We start from the raw sequence: 18,754 nt of genomic DNA, 5'->3' as shown, positions 1-18,754 counted from the left end.
CGTTTCAAGAATGATATTTGACCTCTTTGTGTAAAAGGATTCGCCCCATGGCCGTGTTGCCAGAACTGGAAGCTTTTCTCGAACTCGCCGAGTTCGGCCGCCTGACCGGCAAAAGTCGCCCGATGCACGAACAGACGCCGCAACAGGCGCGGATCGACTTCGAAGCGGCTTCGGGTTTTCTCGATGTGCCGCTGGAGCAAATCGCCTGTGAGGACTTCTCCATTGCCTCGCGGGATGGTCATAACCTGCCAGCGCGGTTGTATCGCGACGGCCAAGCGGTCGAAGGACTGCAACCGGTGATGCTGTATTTCCATGGCGGCGGCTATGTGGTTGGCAGCCTCGATTCCCACGATGCGCTGTGCCGACGGCTCGCGGCGCAGGGTGGTTTCGCCTTGTTGACGGTGGATTATCGTCTGGCGCCGGAGTGGCGTTTCCCGACGCCAGTGCAGGATGCCTGCGATGCGGGCAACTGGCTCGTCCGTGAGGGTGCGGCCCATGGTTTGGATGCTGCGCGGGTGGCGTTGGCCGGAGACAGTGTCGGCGCGACGCTGGCCACGGTGTTGTCGATCATCGCCGTGCGTGAACCTCAGGAACTGGCGTTGAAGCCCAAGGCGCAGGTGCTGGTGTATCCGGTCACCGACGCTACCACCCACCGCGCTTCGCACCGGGATTTTGCCGAAGGTTATTTGCTGGAAACCCCGACGCTGGACTGGTTCTACGCCCACTACGGACGTACCCCGCAGGACCTGGCGGACTGGCGCTGTTCGCCGTTGCTGGCGGACGATTTGTCAGGCGTGGCGCCGGCACTGGTGTACTTGGCCGGGCATGATCCGTTGCATGACGAAGGCCTGGCCTATGCCGAGCGTTTGCAGGCTGCGGGTAATGACGTGACGTTGCTGGAACAGCCAGGCATGACCCATGACTTTTTGCGTATGGCGGGGTTGTTAAGCGAGGTGGAAGGGATTCATGCGCAAGTAGCGGAGTGGGTGCACTCGCGGTTGTGATTTGAATTTTTTGTGGCTGGTCCGAGGGTTTGTGGTGAGGCAACTATCGCCATCGCTGGCAAGCCAGCTCCCACAGTCATTGCGTCGTGCTCAAATAATGCGATCCACATCAATCCTGTGGGAGCTGGCTTGCCAGCGATGGCGGCATCACTTTCACCAAAACCCTTCTGCCATAAAAAATGCCCGCATCTCACGATGCGGGCATTTTTCATTTCAGCTCAAACTCAGAAGTCGTACTTCGCGGTCAGTTGCAGGTTACGCGGCTCGCCATAGAACGTGGTGCCGAAGTTGCCCAGGCCAGTCAGGTACTTCTTGTCGAAGACGTTGTTGGCGTTGGCGGTGAAGCTCAGGTGTTCGTCGTATTGAAAACGCGTCATCAGGTCGACAAGGGTGTAGCCGCCTTGTTTGAGATTGACGGTGGAGCCCACACCACTGCCATCGACGCTAGGGTTGAAGCTCTGGCCGTAGAACGAACTCTGCCAGCTGACGCCGCCACCGACGGTGAACTGGTCCAGCGCGCCAGGCAGGCGGTAGGTGGTAAATGTACGCACCACATGCTCGGGTTTGGTGGTAGCCAGCGGGAAGCCGAAGATGCGTTGCTCGTCTTCGTCGCGGGTACGGGCGTAGGTGTAGCCGGCCGACAGGTTCCAGCCTTCGGCCAGTTCGCCGGCCATCTCCAGTTCCAGGCCTTGGGTGGTTGCGCCGGAGATTGGCTTGTAGACGTCCTGCCCGGTGCTGGTGTCGGTGGTGACGTACTGGGCGACGTTGTCCTGCTCGATGCGGAAGAACGCCAGGCTGGCGTTCAACTTGCCTTCGAAGTAGGCCGCTTTCAGACCGGTTTCGTAGCTGTTGCCTTCAACCGGTTCCAGGGTCTTGCCACTGGCGTCCTTGTAGATTTGTGGCTGGTAAATGCTGGTGTAGCTGGCGTAGACCGAGTAGGTATCGTCCAGGTCGTAGACCACACCGGCGTAAGGCGTGACGACGCCGTGTTCCTTGTAGCTGGCGTGAGTGTCGGCAAGGCCCGCACCCGGGTAGTAGCTGTAATCTTCGTTGTACTTGAAGGTGCTGACACGGCCGCCGAGGATGAACGACAGGTCGTCGGTCGGACGCAGGCGCGTGGCCAGGTAAGCGCCGTTCTGGCTCTGGGTACGCTCGTATTTGCCGTTTTTCGGGAACTCCTGTTTGCCGATGTGACCTTCCCAGTCAAAGATGTTGCCCGGCACCAGCTCGAAGGCGCTGGAGTCGTAAGTTGCACCGGTCTGACGGGAGTGGGACGTCATGAAGCCCGCCACCAGCTCATGCTCGCGACCACCCAGGGAGAACGGGCCGGAGACGTTGATGTCAGCTGTGTTTTGTACGCGATGGCCTTCCCAGCGCCCCCAGTAAAAGAACATGCCTTCGCCGGTGGCGCGATCCGGGTAGCCGCCGCTGGCCGAGGCCAGTTGGGTGTCGTGATCGGTGGTTTTCTGATCGAGGCTGACTTTGAGTTTCCAGTCATTGGCCAGCGCTTGTTCCAGCGAGGCGAAATAGGTGGTGCTGTCGAAGTCACGACGGCTCCAGTCAGAGCCCGGGTTGAAACTGCGGGAGAACTCGGTGCGGCCGCCGTCGGTGTAGAACGGCGAGTTACCGGTCCAGGAACTGCCGCGCGGGGTGGCGCTGGACTGGTCGACGCCCAGGGTCAGCAGGGTGTCGTCGGTCAGGTCGGCTTCGAGGACGCCGTAGTACAGGTCTTTTTTCTGGCTGTAGTGGTCGATGTACGAATCTTTGTCTTGCAGGGCGCCGACGAAGCGGCCGCGCACGCTGCCGGTATCGTTGAGAGAGCCGGAGACGTCGCCTTCGGTGCGGTAGTTGTCCCACGAACCGGCGGTGGCGCTGACTGAAGCCTTGAAGTCCTTGGTCGGTTTTTTACGGACCAGGTTGACGGTGGCGGCCGGGTCACCGGCGCCGGTCATCAGGCCGGTCGAGCCCTTGATGATTTCGATGCGGTCGAGGCTGGCCGAATCGTCGCTGTTGTTCGGGTTTTCACCGTAGACGCCGTCGTAGGGAATGTTGACGCCATCGTACTGAAAGTTGGTGATGGCAAAGCCCCGGGCGGAAAACTCGGTACGGTCGCTGTCGTACTTCTGCATGGTGACGCCGGGGGTGTTGCGCAAGGCGTCGCTGACACTGGTGACGCCACGGTCGTCCATTTGCTGGCGAGTGACCACGGTCACCGACTGCGGCGTTTCACGGATGGTCAGCGGCAACTTGGTGGCGGTGGTGGTCGCGCCGGTGGTGTAGGAACCGGTGTCTTCGGTGGTCAGGCCCAGGGCCTGGCCGGAAATGGTGGTCGCGCCCAGTTGCAGGCTCGAGCCGCTGCCGGATACCAGGGTCACGCTGTTGCCGTTGATCTGGAACGAAATGCCGGTGCCTTTGAGCATCTCGGCCAAGGCAGCGGATGGCTCCAGCGAACCGGAGACCGCGCGGGACTTGATGCCCGCAACCTGATCCGGGCTGTAGAGGATTTGCAGGTTGGTTTGCATGCCCAGTTCGGTCAGTGCGCTGGACAGCGGTTGTACGGCAATACTCACTTTCACAGGTGCAGCGTTGGCCATCGAGCTCCCCAGCAAGGTGGCGGTCAGCAGTACGCTGGTCAACAGGTTTCTGTGCAGAGTCGGGCGCTGTACGGCCAGCGCGAGAGGTGTGCGGCGTGGAAGAGATCGCATTACTTGCCTGTGCTCCTGAAAAGTGTCGTGCAGAGTTTTTGTTAATAGGAATGATTATTAAGACGGGGCGCGAATGCGAAACCGGAAAAGAAATTTCAAAATGATGAACGAGTGAGTTTTCAGGTGGTTCTTTTGAAGAGGTTTCCTGTGGCGAGGGAGCTTGCTCCCGCTGGACTGCGCAGCAGGCCTTGGCTTTTTGGGGGCCGCTTCGCGACCCAGCGGGAGCAAGCTCCCTCGCCACAAATGGGTTTCAACCACAGATCTCAGCTAATCAGGCAGGCATCAGCTCGGTGACAACCCGTCCGCTCTCCATGCGCACCAACTGGTCCGCGACGTCGAAATAACGGTCGTCGTGGGAGATCACGATGATGGTTTTGCCCAGTCGTTTCAGGTCCGGCAGCAGCTCGGTGTAGAAGATGCGGCGGAAGGTCGGGTCCTGGTCGGCGGCCCATTCGTCGAACACCAGCACCGGGCGTTCTTCCAGCCAGGCATTGACCAGCGCCAGGCGTTTGCGCTGGCCGGTGGAGAGGTCAGTGGTGGTGAAATTGCCGTCCTTGACGCTGACCTTGTGCGCGATCTCCAGGCGTTGCAGGTACTTGTTGGCGTCTTCCGGGATCTGCATGTCGCCCTGGACCACATCATCGAACAGGTAGTAGTCGGCGAAGATGGTGGTGAACAACTGGCGATAGTCATCGCGGTTTCGGGCGTCGATGGTTTCGCCATTGACGCGGATTTCGCCCTGCTGCGGCGTGTACAGGCCCAGCAGCAACTTGATCAGCGTGGTCTTGCCGCAACCGTTCTCGCCGACGATGAAGGTGATGTCGCCTTGTTTGATCGACAGGTTGACCGGCCCCAGTTGAAACGGCGCGGCACCGTCCACCGACGGGAACGCGTAGCGCACATCGGCCAGTTGCAGCTCGTGCACCGCAGGTTTGACGTTGCCTTGATCGCTGAGCAGCAGGTGCGGCTCAGGGGTGGAAAACTGCTCCGACAACTCGGCGATACGGCGGAAGGCAATCTGTGCGCGGCTGACGATGGGCAGGGTGCTGATCAAGTGTTCCAGCGGACCTTTCATGTACAGCAGCACCAGCACGAAGCCGCTCATCACGGTTTTATCGGCGCTCGGCCAGAAGGTTTGCAGCGCCAGGGCCAGGCCGATAACCACGAAGAACAGCATCGAGCCGAAGGTCTTGGCGATGACGAAGGTGTTGATCGAACGCACTTGGGTATTGCAGATGAACTCGGCGGTGGCCTTGATGCCGGACGTGAACATGCGCTGGCGGCGTGGCCGGTGGATGCGCAGTTCCTTGGCGCCTTCGGCAATCGCGTTGTAGTGCTTTTGCAATTCGTCTTCGGCGTCGCGGGCGGCCATGAAACCCTGCACGCCCTTGCTTTGGGCGTAGGCCTGGATCGCCGTGCCGATCAGGATCGCCGCGACCATGATCAGGAACATCGGCCACGACAGGATCGCCAGGTAACCCATGCAACCGAGGGTCACGGTGACGGAAATCGCCAGCGGCGCGAAGGCGAAGGCGAAGTCGCTGATGGTGTCGACGTCGTGGGTCAGCACCGGGATCAGGCGATGGCTGCGGTAGCGCTCGATCTGTTCGATCGGCGCCGACAGGACCTTTTCACCCAGCTGTTTGCGCAGCTTGGCGATGATGTGCTGGCCGACGTAGTTGGTGCCGATGTCGGAACAGATCGAACTGGCCAGCGCCAACAGACACAGGCCGGCGAACAGTGCGACCACGCCTTGGGTCAGGCCGGTTTGCGAATGCAGGGCATTGTTGATGGTCGCCAGCAGCACAGTGACGCTCAGGCCGCCGACCATGCCCAGGAAGATGGACGCGGCGACGATGAGCCGAAAAGGTTTCAACAGGGCGAACAACTCGCCGATGGCGCCACGGGTTGGCTGGGTCATGGAAGACTGTTCCTTGGGTCGTAATGCAGATACCCAGTAGAACGTCTGGTCGAGCACGTAATTTAGCGCTCACTGACAACACGGACCCCTGTAGGAGCTGCCGAAGGCTGAGATCTTTTGATCTTGTTTTTAAACAATCATCGCCAAAAGATCGCAGCCTGCGGCAGCTCCTACAGGGGGGATGTGAATTTAGAGGTCGCGCACTACGCGAAAGCCTATCCAGTCGCCACGCTCCTGCGGATACTGGCTGTTGCGGTTGCCGGAGCGGGAGAACACCGGCGCTTCGCCCCAGTCATTTCCGCGAATGCGCACGGCTTCGCAATTGGGTTCCAGCCAGGCGCTGCCATCGGTGGGGGCGCCGATGTAGTTCGGGTGTTCGCAGTCTTCGACCCATTCGTAAACGTTGCCGTGCATGTCGTACATGCCGAAAGCGTTGGGCGGGTAGCTGCCCACCGGCGAACTGAAGCTGTAGCCGTCCGTTGGGCCATAGGTGTTGGCATGTTTGGCGATGCTGTATTCCTTGCCTTCATCGAACGGGAAGGGGAACGGGCCTTTGCTGCCGCCACGGGCGGCGTATTCGCGCTGGGCTTCGCTGACCATGCTGTACTTCTGCCCGGTTTTCTTCGACAGCCAGGCGACGTAGTTTTTAACGTCATCGAAGTTCATGCACACCGCCGGCTGACGCGGGTTCTGCGGATAACGCGGCTTGCTGGCGATGCACTCGCGACCGGGCCGGGTATCGCCGTTGGCGATGGTCACGCCGCTCTCGCGTATGTAGTTGTCCCACTCACCGGCGGTCACCTGGAAACGGCTCATGGCGAATGGCTTGGCGAAGGTCACGTCATGCATCGGCCCTTCATCGGGTTCGCGGCCCACTTCGTCTTCCGGGGTGCCCATGGTGAAGGTTCCGGCGGGCAATACGATCATTTCCGGGCAGTCGCGGCAGTCTTTGAATACTTTGCCGGGTGGCGGTGGAGTGGCGGCCTGGGCAGCAGCCGGAAGCAGCATGAGGGCGGACAGGGCAAGGGCCTTGAGTGGCGCGTGCGGGAAGTTATGAGTCATGAGTCCTCTCAATCAAGAAAAACGCAATTGCGGCCAAACGGCTTGCTTGTGGCCAGGCAGGTGTCTGTGGCGAGGGAGCTTGCTCCCGCTCGACTGCGCAGCAGTCGCAATACCCTTGCACGCGGTGTGTCAGACACAACTGTGCGCGCAGGTTTTGGGGCCGCTTCGCAGCCCAGCGGGAGCAAGCTCCCTCGCCACGTAAAAGCGCCATGGCCACAGGCGGGAGGGCCACGGCTTCATGCGGTTTTGTTGAGCAGCGCCACGAAGCGGTCGATTTCGTGTTCGCTGTTGAGCAGGCCCGGGGCGATGCGCACCACGGGCCCGGCATCGCGCTCCACGGCATCGCAGACCACGCGGTTTTGCATCAGCCCGCCAGCGACCTTTTCGCAGTCCATATCCTTGATCCGGAAGAAGGTAAAACCGGCGGACAGCTGCGGACTTTGCGGGGTGACCAGCTCGACCTGCGGCTGCTCCCGCAGGCGATTCTTGGCGTAAGTATTGAGTTCGTGGATACGCGCCTGAACCTCAGCCTTGCCCAGATCCAGATGCAACTTGAACGCTTCGTCTGCGGCCCAGCGGTGTTCGAAGCTGTGATAGCCGCCGGGGGTCATGATGGTCGAGAAGGTGGTGGCTTCGGAGAAGGTCGGAATGATCGGCGTGACGTCCTTGAGCTCGGCCGAGCGGGCGCAAATAATCCCGGTGCCACGGGGGCCGAACATCCATTTGTGGGTGCCGGCGATGAAGAAGTCGCAGTGCATGTCGGGAAACTCGAGGTCCTCGACACCAAAACCGTGCACGCCGTCGACCACGTAGAGGATCTGGTCTTTTTCGTCGCGCTTACGGTTCTGCTCCTCGACTAGCTTGCCGATTTCACCAATCGGCAGTTTTACGCCACTGCCCGATTGCACCCAGGTCATGCCCAGTACACGGGTTTCAGGACGGATGCCTTTAGTGATCGAGTCCAACACTTCGTCCACCGAAATATCGCGGCTGCTCTCGAACAGCTTGAGCTTGCGCACCTTCGTGCCCTGGCGTTGCTGGCGGAATTCCAGGGTGTAGTGGGTGGAATAGTGTTCGTGTTCGCTGACGAGGATTTCCTGATCCGGGCGCACATGAATGCCGCCATAAATCATCGCCAGGCCTTCGGTGGTGCTGCCGGTGAGGGCGATCTGTTCGGGCTTGGCATTGAGGTAGCGCCCGGCCCAGACCCGCACGTTGTGCTCGCGCTTCTCGGTTTCCTGCAAGTCCCAATCCATCGCCCGGCCAGGGTTGCGGTCGATGTTGGCGCGGTGCAGGTCGATGGCGTTGCGCACTGGCGTGGGGTGCGAGGTCACCAGGAAATTGGCGAAGTGCAGGTAATCCGGATCCTGATTGAACAACTGCCGCAATTGCGCCCATTTACCCTTGGGTAACGGTGGCGGAGTGCCGGCCAGCGCCGGCAGGTTCACACCGGCAGTCAGGGGCAGGCCGGCGGCGAGAATGCCGGCCTGCTTGAGGAAAGAACGACGGTTGGTCATGGCTCGGTTCGCTTATACAAAAGAGGAAATCAGTTTTTCGCCACAGGCTTGGAGGACTTCTGCACCTGGTCCCAGACCCGCAGGAAATTGCCGCCCCAGAGCTTGGCGATATCGGCCTCGCTGTAGCCGCGACTGATCAGTTCGGCGGTCACGTTGCGCGCCTCGCTGACGTCCTTCCAGCCATTGAGGCCGCCGCCATCGTTGAAGTCGGAACTGATGCCGACGTGATCGATGCCGATTTTCTTCACCGCGTAATCAATGGCGTCGCCGTAATCCTTGAGAGTGGCTTTGGGTTCTTCGTCGACAATCGCGTAGAGCTGGCTGGCGTACTCGCCGAAACGCTGCTCGGACCACACGGTGATGATTGGATCGCCCGGCATCAGCGCCATCTCCAGGCCCTGCAACGGTTGCAGGTCGAAACGCGCGCGCAGGGCGTTGAGTTTGTCCTGGGTGGCCTGGCTCAGCGGGCGGATGTAAGTCGGGAAACCAACGATCTGCACCACGCCGCCGCTGTCCTTGATCAGTTGCATTTCGTGGTCGCTGAGGTTGCGCGGGATGTCCACCAATGCACGCGGCGCCGAGTGCGATGCAACCATCGGTGTGCGGCTCAACCGGGCCACTTGCTCCAGGGCCTTGGTCGACATCTGTGACACATCAATGATCACACCGAGGTCGTTGAGGCGATGCACCGCTTGTTTGCCGATGTCCGAGAGGCCGCCGAGGGCGTCCCGGGAATCGTTGAAAAACGGCAGCGGCCGCGACGAATCGGCCCAGGCGTTGTTGCCTACATAACTGAAGCCGAACATACGCATGCCCCGGGCCGCCCAGTTGTCCAGGGCGTTGAGGTCGTTACCCAGCGGGTAGGCGTTGAGCATGCTGAGGAAAATCGCGAACTTGCCTTCGCCATGCAGGCGGCGGAAATCGTCAGGGGTGTAGGCGATGGCGACCTGGTTGGGGAAGTCGCGCACCATCGTCGAGATGATTTTGTAGCGGGTTTCCTGCTCGAACCGCGCTTCTTCGACGAAACCGGCGGTGGGCCGATGCGGCGCGTTCTCGCCGTTCCATATTTCCGGCCAGCCAAAGATCGTCAGGGCCGCGCCGGACAAACGTCCGCGTCCGGTCTTGATCAGGTCGAACTGGCCGCTGCCGTCCTTGTCGGCTTCATTGCCGGCGGTGCCAAAATCCATCGGCACGGTGATGTGGCTGTCGAACGAGAGCAGGCGCTCCTGCAACTCGTCGGCCTGTTTCATGACCTTGGCCGGGTAGCCGGGATTGTCCTTGAACCAGTAATCCCAGGCCGCGAAACCGGCACCGGCGCTGATCGCCAGGGCCAGCGGCAGGCCGATGAAAAGAGCCTTTTTCGAACGTGGTTTTGTCATTGCCGTCTCGGTCAGGGTTGCCGCCCCGGGATGGGCGCTGGGGGCTTTGCTATCTGGTGAGAACGTATGGGTGACGAAGGAATTTAGTGTTTGTGCGGGCCCCATCGCTGGCAAGCCAGCTCCCACAGTGAACACCACTGTCAACTGTGGGAGCTGGCTTGCCAGCGATGCTTTTAAATTTCGGCGGGCAACAAACGTTCTAGCTTGGATAAAGCCTGCTTCATGGCTGACACAGGTAGGGCAATGACGATTTCTCGACGATGGTTCATGGCAGGCCTGGCGCTGACCGGCGCGGCCGTGCCTGCGGCTTTTTATGGGCATCGCGAATGGACGAAACCGGATCCGACGATCACCCCCGGCGAAGCGACGTTCGATGTCGCGGATGTCGCCGGGCAACGCTTGGCGGACACGCTGCGCGGTGTCTGGCAGATTCGTTTCGAGGGTCGTGATGCGGGGCTTGAAGGTTTGCCTCTGGACGGGCTGGAAGTGTTTCTCGACATCGGCCACAAGGGGCGCGGCCTGATCGGTTTTCTCGACACCGCCGAGCGTTTGCGCTCGAACGAACAACCGCGCTACCGGGTGCTCGGCGATCTGGCCGGGGTCAAACCGGCGCAGTTGAGCTGGCGCTTGCTCGGCAGCCAGGGCACTTGCGCCTACGAATTCAGCATGGCGCTGGACGAAGTCTGGGCCGGGTTCGGCAATGCCGGCAGGGGTTCGCTCAGTGGTCGCGTGGTGGATCTGGATCGCCCGTTGATGTTGACCGCCCAGGACAATCGCTTCATCGCCGTCAAACGGGTATTCCCGGAGGCTCGTGAGCGCACGGGGCTGAACCCGACGTTGCTGGCTTGGCTGGTGTCACCGGAACATCGTCTGTTTCACCAGCTCTGGCATGCGTCCCGGGACAAATGGCACACATTGCCCGAAGACAAGCGCAGCGCCTTGCGCGGCATCGGCTGGCAACCCGGCCCGCGAGACAAGGAGCGCGACGCCCGGGGCAAGCGCAAGGATCGCAACGGCTCGGGCGTGGATTTTTTCTTCATGCACCGGCACATGCTCGGCACGGCGCGTTCGATGATGGATTTACCGTCCTGGCAGCAGTTCCCGCTGCCACAACCGGAACTGGCACGGGATCGCATCGGTTTCGCCCATTACTTCGACAACCATGACGGCACGGCATTGCCTCCGACGTGGCTGGCGGATGACGATGCCGAGTACTCGCAATGGGTCGCCGACATCAAGACGGCCGAGACCTATCACAGCAATTTCCAGGTTTGGGAGTCGCAGTATCGTGATCCGCGTTATCTGTCGAAGTTGACTCTGGGGCAGTTTGGGTCGGAGGTGGAGCTGGGGCTGCACGATTGGCTGCACATGCGCTGGGCGTCGGTGCCGCGCGATCCGTCCAACGGCCACCCCGTGCCGTTCGCCCGCGATCCGTCGGACTTTTCCGCGCGCTGGTTTGCGCCGGAAAACGACTTTCTCGGCGACCCGTTTTCGTCCCATGTGAACCCGGTGTTCTGGCATTTTCATGGCTGGATCGATGATCGCCTGGAAGACTGGTTCCGCGCCCATGAGCGTTTTCATCCGGGGCAGGTGAGTCGGCTGGAGGTCAATGGCGTGCCGTGGTTTGCGCCGGGGCGCTGGGTGGAAATCGATGATCCGTGGCTCGGTCCGGGAACCCACGGTTGCAGCACCACGCCGGGGTTGCAGGCGGGCAAGTCGGTGGAAATGGACCCGGAGACCATGAAGCTGGCGTTGCGCATTACCTTTGGCGAGGATGAAAAGAAGCTCGCGGATCTGTTCCGGAAGGTGCCGCAACGGCCGTGGTATGCGCGGCATTTGAAGGCCAAGCAAAGACAGGTTTGAGGACCGCGTTATCGTTCGATCGCTGGCAAGCCAGCTCCCACAGGTTATGCGTCGTGCACAGGTCGTGCGGCAAACTTAACCCGCTGTGGGAGCTGGCTTGCCAGCGATGGCGGCCTCTCAAACGCCGCAATTACAGAACCTGCCACCCTCCACCCAACGCCTTGTACAACGCAATACTCGCCTGCATCCGCGACAGCCTTAGCTGCACATTCAAATCCTGCGCCGCATACAGCGTGCGCTGGGTTTCCAGTACGGTCAGCAAATCTTCGGCCCCGGCCTCATAGCGACTTTGCGCAATGTTGAAGGCAGTCTGCGCCTGGCTCAGTTCTTCGCTTTGCCATTGCCGCTGTTGGTCCAGTCCACGAATGCTGTTCAGTGCCCTTTCCACGTCGGCGAAACCATTGATGATCGCGCCGCGGTAGGTTTCCAGCAGTTCTTCCTGGCGGGCCGTGGCCTTGTCGCGCTCGGCGCCTAGGCGACCATTGTTGAACACCGGGGCGAGCAGTCCGGCGGTCAGGTTGTAGAACGGGCTGCGCAGAATGTCGCCAGCACTGTCGGCGCCGGAGCCGATTTCCGCGCTCAGGGTCACGGTCGGTAACATCGCAGCGCGGGCGACGGTGACGTCAGCCTGGGCGGCGGCCAGTTGCGCCTCGGCCCGGGCGATGTCCGGACGGCGGCTGAGCAACTGGCTGGGCACCCCGGCGTCGATGGCCGGCCATGACAATTGATCGAAGTGTTCCTGACCCAGCGTCAGTTCCTGCACCGGGCGGCCGAGCAAGGTGGCGAGGCTGATCTGTGCGTCCCTGGCCTGTTGCTGCACCAGCGGAAATTGCCGTTGTTGCGCCGCCACCAAGCTTTTCTGCTGGGCCAATTCCAGAGCCGTCGCAGAGCCGGAATCGAAACGGGTCTGCACCAGTTTCAACACGTTTTGCGCATTGGCCAGATTCAACTCGGCAATGCGGCTCTGCTCCTGCAACGACAAGGTTTGTGCGTAGCCGTTGGCCACACCGCTGAGCAGCGTCAGCTCCACGGTCGCTTGATCGAACTCGCTGGCCTGCAAGGCGAATTGCGCACTGTCGCGGGAGGCGCGCTGGCCGCCCCAGAAGTCGATTTCGTAACTGGCGCTGAGGCTGGCGTTGAAGTAGTCGACGGCGCTGTTGTCGCTGTCTGCGTCCAGTTGGCTGTAGCCATCGCCGCGCAGCAGTTTTTGCCGATTGGCATTGAGCGCGGCTTTGACCTCCGGCAGCTGCGAACCGCCAGCGACCACGGTTTCGGCCTGCGCCTGGCGCACCCGGGCCATGGCGGCGGCCAGGTCGTAACTGCCGACCCGCGCCTGTTCGATCAGCCGTCCCAGCTGCGGACTGCCGAAACGGTTCCACCATTGCCGGTTGTCATGAACGGCGCCTAGGGTGTGCGGTGAGTGCCAAGTGGCGGGTGGCTGGATGCCGCTGTCCGGGCGCTGGGTGGAACTGCCACAAGCACCGAGCAACAGGCAGAGGGTCAACAGACTCAATTGCGGCTTCATGGAGAAATCATTCACTGGTAAGGGCCGTGACCGGGTCGAGTCGGGCAGCTTTGCGGGCCGGCATGAAGCCGAAGACAACACCGGTGACCAGGGCGCAGCCGAAGGCGCCGAGCACCGCTATCAACGAGAACGCGACGGCGACTTCACTGAGGATCAGCACGCCGCCGACCATCAGCGCCAGGGCGATCCCGGCCAATCCGCCGACCACTGAGAGCATCACCGCTTCGGTAAGGAACTGGCGCAGGATGTCCCGTTGCCGGGCGCCAGTGGCCATGCGAATGCCGATCTCGCGGGTACGCTCGCGCACGGTCATGAGCATGATGTTCATCACGCCGATGCCGCCCACCAGCAGCGAAATCGCGGCGATTGAACCGAGCATCAGCGACAGGGTGTTTTGCGTGCGCGCTTCGGCCTGGATCATCGCCGCGTTGTTGGTCAACTCGAAATCCTTCTTGCCGTTGTGCAGGCGCAGCATCAACTGTTCGATGGCGTGTTCCGTCTCCTTGACCTTGCGCGCATCGGCGGCGGCAATCGCGATGTACTCCGGGTTATGCGTGCCGAACAACCGCACGCTGGCGGCGGAGTAGGGGATGGCGATGCGGTCGTCGCTGTCGGAATCGCCAGAGCTGGCGCCTTTTTCCGCCAGCACGCCGACCACCTGGAACGGCACGTTTTCGATCAGGATGTACTGGCCGATAGGGTTGGCCACGTCCTTGAGCAATTTGGTCCGCACTTTGTGGCCGATCACCGCCACCGCTGCGGCGTTCTGTTCATCGGCTTCGGTGAAGTAGCTGCCTTCGACCACCGGCCAGTTGAAGATCGCCGGGAAGTTGGTGTCGTTGCCGCCGACGTAGCTCAAGTGGTCGAGGTTGCCGAAACGCACCCCGGCTTCCTGGCCGTTGACCGGCATGATGCGCATCACTTGAGGCAGGCTGGCCACGGCTTTGACTTCGTCGAGGGTGACGATGCCCAGCGGCGTGCGCGGGTTGGGCGACGAGCCACTGAGGTAAATGATGTTGGAGCCGAACGCGCCCATCTGCGCCATGACCTGGCGCTTGCTGCCTTCACCGACCGCGAGCATCACCACCACCGAAGCGACGCCGATGATGATGCCGAGCAGGGTCAGCGCGGTGCGAAACTTGTTGATCCACATCACCCGCCACGCGGCCTGCACCGCGTCGACCAGTTCGCCTTTCCAGGCGCCAGTTGCTTCGGCGCCTTCGCTCAGGCGTTTGCGTAAATCGACGGCTTGAAGGGCGCCGGGGTTGGCCGAGTTTTGCGCGGCGGGATTGTCCCGGGCGCTGTCGCTGATGATCAGGCCGTCGCGGATTTCGATGATGCGCTTGGCCCGCGCCGCCACTTCGCGGTCGTGGGTGATCAGGATCACCACGTGGCCCTGGCTCGCCAGTTCGTCGAGCAGCGCCATGACTTCCTTGCCGCTGTGACTGTCGAGGGCGCCGGTGGGTTCGTCGGCGAGGATGATGTGGCCGCCGTTCATCAAGGCGCGGGCGATCGACACCCGTTGCTGTTGCCCGCCGGAGAGTTGGTGCGGGCGGTTGCCGGTGCGCGTGGCCAGGCCGAGGCGGTCGAGCAGGGCGGCGGCACGGGCGTGGCGTTCGGCGGCCGGAGTGCCGGCGTAGATCGCCGGCATCTCGACGTTTTCCTGGGCCGAGCCGGACGGGATCAGGTGGTAACCCTGAAACACGAAGCCGAACGCCTCGCGGCGCAACCAGGCCAGTTCATCACTGTCGAGGGCGGCGACGTTTTCCCCGGCGAAGCGGTATTCGCCCGAGGTCGGGCGATCGAGGCAACCGAGGATGTTCATCAACGTCGACTTGCCGGAACCGGAGGCGCCGACAATCGCCACGAATTCCCCGGCATGGATCGACAGATCGATACCGCGTAACACATGAACTTCAGGAGCGTCGCCACCGCCATAGGCTTTGCGGATGCCTTGCAGTTCGATCAGGGGCGTCTGCATTCAACCGCCACTCCCGTCGGCCGGACCGATCAACAGGTGATCGCCTTCCTGCAAGCCGTCGAGGATCTGTACCCGCAGGCGATCGCTGATGCCGGTGCGGACGTTGCGCTGTTCGATGCTGCCGTTCTTGGCCACCACTTGCGCGATCTGGCGATCGGCCTGTGCGCCTGCTTGCAGCGCGGCAATCGGCGCGGTGAGTACGTTCTGCGCCTGCTCGGCAACGAAAAATACCTGGGTGGTCATTTCCGCCATCAAGGCATTGTCAGCGTTGTCGACGTCGAGCAAAACGGTGTACAGCACCACGCGCGCGCTGCCACTTTTGCTTGAGCTGGCGGGGCTGCCACCGCCCTGGCTGGTTTGATCCAGGGGTTTTGGCGGCACCGGAAGAATCTGCCGTACGGTGCTTTTCCAGCGCCGGGTGCCGCCGCTGAGGGTGGTGAACCAGGCGTTCATCCCGGGTTTGACGTGGCCGATGTCGGCTTCGGAAACCTCGGCCCAGACGGTCATCGGCGACAGTTTGGCGATGCGCAGAATCAGCGGTGTCTGTTGCTGGGCGTTGAGGGTCTGGCCCTCACGGGCGTCGAGCGCCACGACGGTGCCGGACATCGGCGCGTAAATCCGCGTGTAACCGAGTTCGGCCTGATCGCTGCGCAGGCTGGCCTGGGCCTGGCGGATTTGCGCCTGGAACATGTCGATGCGCGCCTGAGTGGCGCGCAGTTCGGCCTCGGCGGTCTGCACGTCTTCTTCGCGGGTGGCGTTGCCGGCCTTGAGGTTCTGCTGGCGCTGGAATTTCTGTTTCGCCAAGTCGTGTTGTGCCCGTTGCTCCTGGAGCTGCGCCTTGAGGTTTTCGATGGAGAAACGCCCGGCGTCGAGTTTGGCCTGTTGCGTGGACGGATCGATTTCCACCAGCAACTGACCTTCCTTGACCACGTCACCGACTTCCACGTGGATTTTTTGAATCTGCCCAGACGCCTGGGCGCCGACGTCGACGTAACGCCGTGGTTGCAGGGTGCCCAACGCGGTGACGCTGCTTTCGATGTCGGCGCGGGTGACCTGCACGGTCGCGAACTGGTCACGGCCGGGCGGGATGATCTGCCAGGCGGCGACGGCGATAACGGGGATCAGGCTGAGTGCGGCAAGCAGGGCGCGTCGGGTCTGACGGGGATGTTTCATGCAGGGTTCCAAAGCAGTTGAACACTGCCGTGGAGCCGGCAGGGACATGGAGCTGTCCTTGTAGACGAGGACGGCAGCGGGGAATTTAGCCCGCGACACATGGCGTAACACCTGCGCCCGTACCTGTGGATCTGCAGGACCTGTAGGAGCTGTCGAGTGAAACGAGGCGGCGATCTTTTGATCTTTAAAAATCAAAAGAGCGCAGCCTTCGGCAGCTCCTGCAGGGGGCGTACTGGCGCTAGACCATGACTATTTGTCGGGCAAGCCAAAGCAATACTTTAAATCTATATGAGAATTACTATAAATTACGCATCTCAAACTGCCACTATCGTGCCGTTGCCTGTTTTTGGCGTCGATAGCCTGGTTCAAGGACAGAAACCGCCCCCCGTGCCGGAGTCATGTTGGAAAACTACTATCGCGAGCTGGTGTGTTTCCTGAACGCCAAGCTCGGCAACCGTCAGGTCGCCGAAGATGTGGTGCATGACGCTTATCTGCGGGTCCTGGAACGCTCCAGCGACACGCCGATCGAGCAGCCGCGAGCCTTTCTTTATCGCACCGCGCTGAACCTGGTGATCGACGATCACCGGCGCAATGCCTTGCGTCAGGTCGAGTCGCTGGAAGTGCTCGACAATGAAGAACGCTATTTCAGTCCGTCCCCCCTCAGCAGCCTCGATCACGGCCAGCGCCTCGACATGCTCCAGCGTGCCTTGGCCGAACTGCCTCGGTTGTGTCGCGAGAGTTTCCTGCTGCGCAAGATCGAAGGTTTGTCGCACCCGGAGATCGCCGAACAGCTAGGCATTTCCAAGGCGCTGGTCGAAAAGCACATCGTCAATGCGATGAAGCATTGCCGGGTGCGGATGCTGCAATGGGATGCCCATTGATCTTCGCGATCATCTGTTCTTGTTAAATTTTATTTCACTGTCCTCGTTCCTAATCAACAGACGACCTGCTGTCCTGCTCAAGGCTGGTCAGGTCACTTAGGCTTATCTCCCCGCCGCTAGGGGGTTTCTCCAGAGGACACTGGAAATGACACAGGCAATTGCATCGCCCATCGTTCACGACCTGATCGGCGTCGGTTTCGGCCCTTCGAACCTGGCGCTGGCCATCGCTCTGCAAGAGCGCGGGCTGAGCCAGGGCGAGCTGGATGTACTGTTTCTCGACAAGCAAGCCAACTACAGCTGGCATGGCAACACCCTGTCGACCCAGAGCGAGTTGCAGATTTCCTTCCTCAAGGACCTGGTGACCCTGCGTAACCCGACCAGCCCATATTCGTTCGTCAATTACCTCAAGGCCCACGGACGCCTGGTGGACTTCATCAACCTCGGCACCTTCTATCCGTGCCGCATGGAGTACAACGACTACCTGCGCTGGGTCGCTGCTCAGTTCGACAAGCAGAGCCGGTACGGCGAAGAAGTGCTGACCATTGAGCCGGTGCTGCACAACCAGCAGGTCGAAGCGTTGCGGGTGATTTCTCGTGACGCCACCGGGCATCAACAGGTGCGCACCACCCGTTCGGTGGTGGTCAGCGCCGGCGGCACCCCGCGCATTCCTGAGGCGTTCAAGGCGCTGAAAGATGATGGGCGCGTGTTCCATCACTCGCAGTACCTGGCGCAGATGGCCAAACAGCCGTGCGTGAACAACCAGCCGATGAGCATCGCGATCATCGGCGGCGGTCAGAGTGCGGCGGAAGCCTTCATCGATTTGAATGACAGCTTCCCGTCGGTGCAGGTGGACATGATCCTCCGTGGTTCGGCGCTGAAACCGGCGGACGACAGCCCGTTCGTCAACGAAGTGTTCTCGCCGGAATTCACCGACCTGGTGTTCCAGCAGGAAAGCAGCGAGCGTGAGCGTCTGGTCAACGAGTACCACAACACCAACTATTCGGTGGTGGACATCGACCTGATCGAGCGCATCTACGGGATCTTCTACCGGCAAAAAGTCTCGGGCATTGCCCGTCATGCGTTCCGCACCCTGACCACTATCGAAAAAGCCACCGCCACCGAGCGCGGCATTGAACTGGTGGTGCGCAACAACGCCACCGGCGAAGTCTCGGTCCGTCACTACGACGCGGTGGTATTGGCCACCGGTTACGAGCGCCAGATGCACCGCAAATTGCTGGCGCCGCTGGAGCAGTACCTGGGGGATTTCGAGGTCGATCGCCATTACAAACTGATCACCGACGAGCGCTGCAAGGCTGGCATTTATATGCAGGGCTTCTGCCAGGCCAGCCATGGTCTGAGTGACACCTTGTTGTCGATCCTGCCGATTCGCGCCGACGAGATTGCCGGGTCGTTGTATGACCATGGCAAGCATCGAGGGCATGGCCGAACGGTGGTGGATTTGTTGTTGGCGACTGCCAGCTGAGATCTTTGGCGGCCTTGAGGCCGTCATCGCCAGCAAGCCAGCTCCCACAGTTTGATCTTTGGGCAAAATATTTGTGTTCACTGAAGATCCCTGTGGGAGCTGGCTTGCCAGCGATGAGGCCCTGAAGAACCCTACAACTTTTGATTCCTGAACCCGTCCTGAAGAACCCCGCGATTCCCCCAACGAACCCCAGCGCTGCGTAACGCGTAGCCAACGGGGCTCGGGATTTAGGAAAAGTCCTACAGAAAGCTCAAAGGGTC

At 61.2% G+C, this 18,754-nt stretch carries 12 protein-coding genes; 4 read left to right on the top strand and 8 right to left on the bottom strand.

Features of this window, described 5'->3' with window-relative positions; all coding sequences use genetic code 11:
* Window positions 1-47 precede the first annotated feature (47 nt).
* On the top strand, window positions 48-1,004 hold the full coding sequence (locus KGB21_RS19330) for an alpha/beta hydrolase (RefSeq protein ID WP_223506387.1): 957 nt from the start codon (window positions 48-50) through the stop codon (window positions 1,002-1,004).
* A 224-nt stretch (window positions 1,005-1,228) separates the two neighbouring features.
* On the opposite strand, the gene KGB21_RS19325 is transcribed toward KGB21_RS19330, so the two are convergent.
* The 5 genes from KGB21_RS19325 to pvdM form a co-directional block, all read right to left on the bottom strand.
* Window positions 1,229-3,709 carry a TonB-dependent siderophore receptor gene (locus KGB21_RS19325; RefSeq protein ID WP_034149253.1) on the bottom strand — a complete coding sequence of 827 codons (2,481 nt, stop codon included), beginning with the start codon at window positions 3,707-3,709 and terminating at the stop codon, window positions 1,229-1,231.
* A 271-nt stretch (window positions 3,710-3,980) separates the two neighbouring features.
* Window positions 3,981-5,630, bottom strand: a complete 1,650-nt coding sequence (locus KGB21_RS19320) for a cyclic peptide export ABC transporter (protein ID WP_034149254.1) — start codon at window positions 5,628-5,630, stop codon at window positions 3,981-3,983.
* 189 nt (window positions 5,631-5,819) lie between these two features.
* Complete coding sequence (locus KGB21_RS19315; protein WP_223506386.1) at window positions 5,820-6,692, bottom strand: formylglycine-generating enzyme family protein; 873 nt, start codon at window positions 6,690-6,692, stop codon at window positions 5,820-5,822.
* 236 nt (window positions 6,693-6,928) lie between these two features.
* Window positions 6,929-8,209, bottom strand: a complete 1,281-nt coding sequence (locus KGB21_RS19310) for an aminotransferase class V-fold PLP-dependent enzyme (RefSeq protein ID WP_223506385.1) — start codon at window positions 8,207-8,209, stop codon at window positions 6,929-6,931.
* 29 nt (window positions 8,210-8,238) lie between these two features.
* Window positions 8,239-9,588, bottom strand: a complete 1,350-nt coding sequence (gene pvdM, locus KGB21_RS19305; RefSeq protein ID WP_034149257.1) for a pyoverdine-tailoring dipeptidase-like protein PvdM — start codon at window positions 9,586-9,588, stop codon at window positions 8,239-8,241.
* 243 nt (window positions 9,589-9,831) lie between these two features.
* Here pvdM and KGB21_RS19300 point away from each other — a divergent pair, with 243 nt between their 5' ends.
* The gene (locus KGB21_RS19300; RefSeq protein ID WP_223506384.1) at window positions 9,832-11,451 is read left to right on the top strand and encodes a PvdJ/PvdD/PvdP-like protein; all 1,620 of its coding nucleotides are present in this window, start codon (window positions 9,832-9,834) and stop codon (window positions 11,449-11,451) included.
* 130 nt (window positions 11,452-11,581) lie between these two features.
* On the opposite strand, the gene KGB21_RS19295 is transcribed toward KGB21_RS19300, so the two are convergent.
* The 3 genes from KGB21_RS19295 to KGB21_RS19285 are packed head-to-tail and all read right to left on the bottom strand — an operon-like array spanning window position 11,582 to window position 16,130.
* The gene (locus tag KGB21_RS19295; protein WP_223506383.1) at window positions 11,582-12,976 is read right to left on the bottom strand and encodes an efflux transporter outer membrane subunit; all 1,395 of its coding nucleotides are present in this window, start codon (window positions 12,974-12,976) and stop codon (window positions 11,582-11,584) included.
* A gap of 7 nt (window positions 12,977-12,983) precedes the next feature.
* A complete protein-coding gene (locus tag KGB21_RS19290; RefSeq protein WP_034149260.1) occupies window positions 12,984-14,957 on the bottom strand; it encodes a MacB family efflux pump subunit in 1,974 nt (657 codons plus the stop codon).
* Window positions 14,958-16,130 (bottom strand): efflux RND transporter periplasmic adaptor subunit, encoded by a 1,173-nt coding sequence (locus tag KGB21_RS19285; RefSeq protein WP_223506381.1) that lies wholly within the window; start codon window positions 16,128-16,130, stop codon window positions 14,958-14,960.
* A gap of 398 nt (window positions 16,131-16,528) precedes the next feature.
* Between KGB21_RS19285 and KGB21_RS19280 the strand changes: the two genes are divergently transcribed.
* Window positions 16,529-17,011 (top strand): sigma-70 family RNA polymerase sigma factor, encoded by a 483-nt coding sequence (locus tag KGB21_RS19280; protein ID WP_034149262.1) that lies wholly within the window; start codon window positions 16,529-16,531, stop codon window positions 17,009-17,011.
* A gap of 145 nt (window positions 17,012-17,156) precedes the next feature.
* The gene (locus tag KGB21_RS19275; RefSeq protein ID WP_223506379.1) at window positions 17,157-18,494 is read left to right on the top strand and encodes a lysine N(6)-hydroxylase/L-ornithine N(5)-oxygenase family protein; all 1,338 of its coding nucleotides are present in this window, start codon (window positions 17,157-17,159) and stop codon (window positions 18,492-18,494) included.
* The last annotated feature ends 260 nt before the right edge of the window (window positions 18,495-18,754 follow it).

Source organism: Pseudomonas sp. GL-RE-29 (genome assembly GCF_019947275.1).
Classification (GTDB): Bacteria; Pseudomonadota; Gammaproteobacteria; order Pseudomonadales; family Pseudomonadaceae; genus Aquipseudomonas; species Aquipseudomonas fluorescens_A.
The sequence above is the reverse complement of the archived record's forward strand: the minus strand, read 5'-3'. Positions and strand labels throughout refer to the sequence as shown.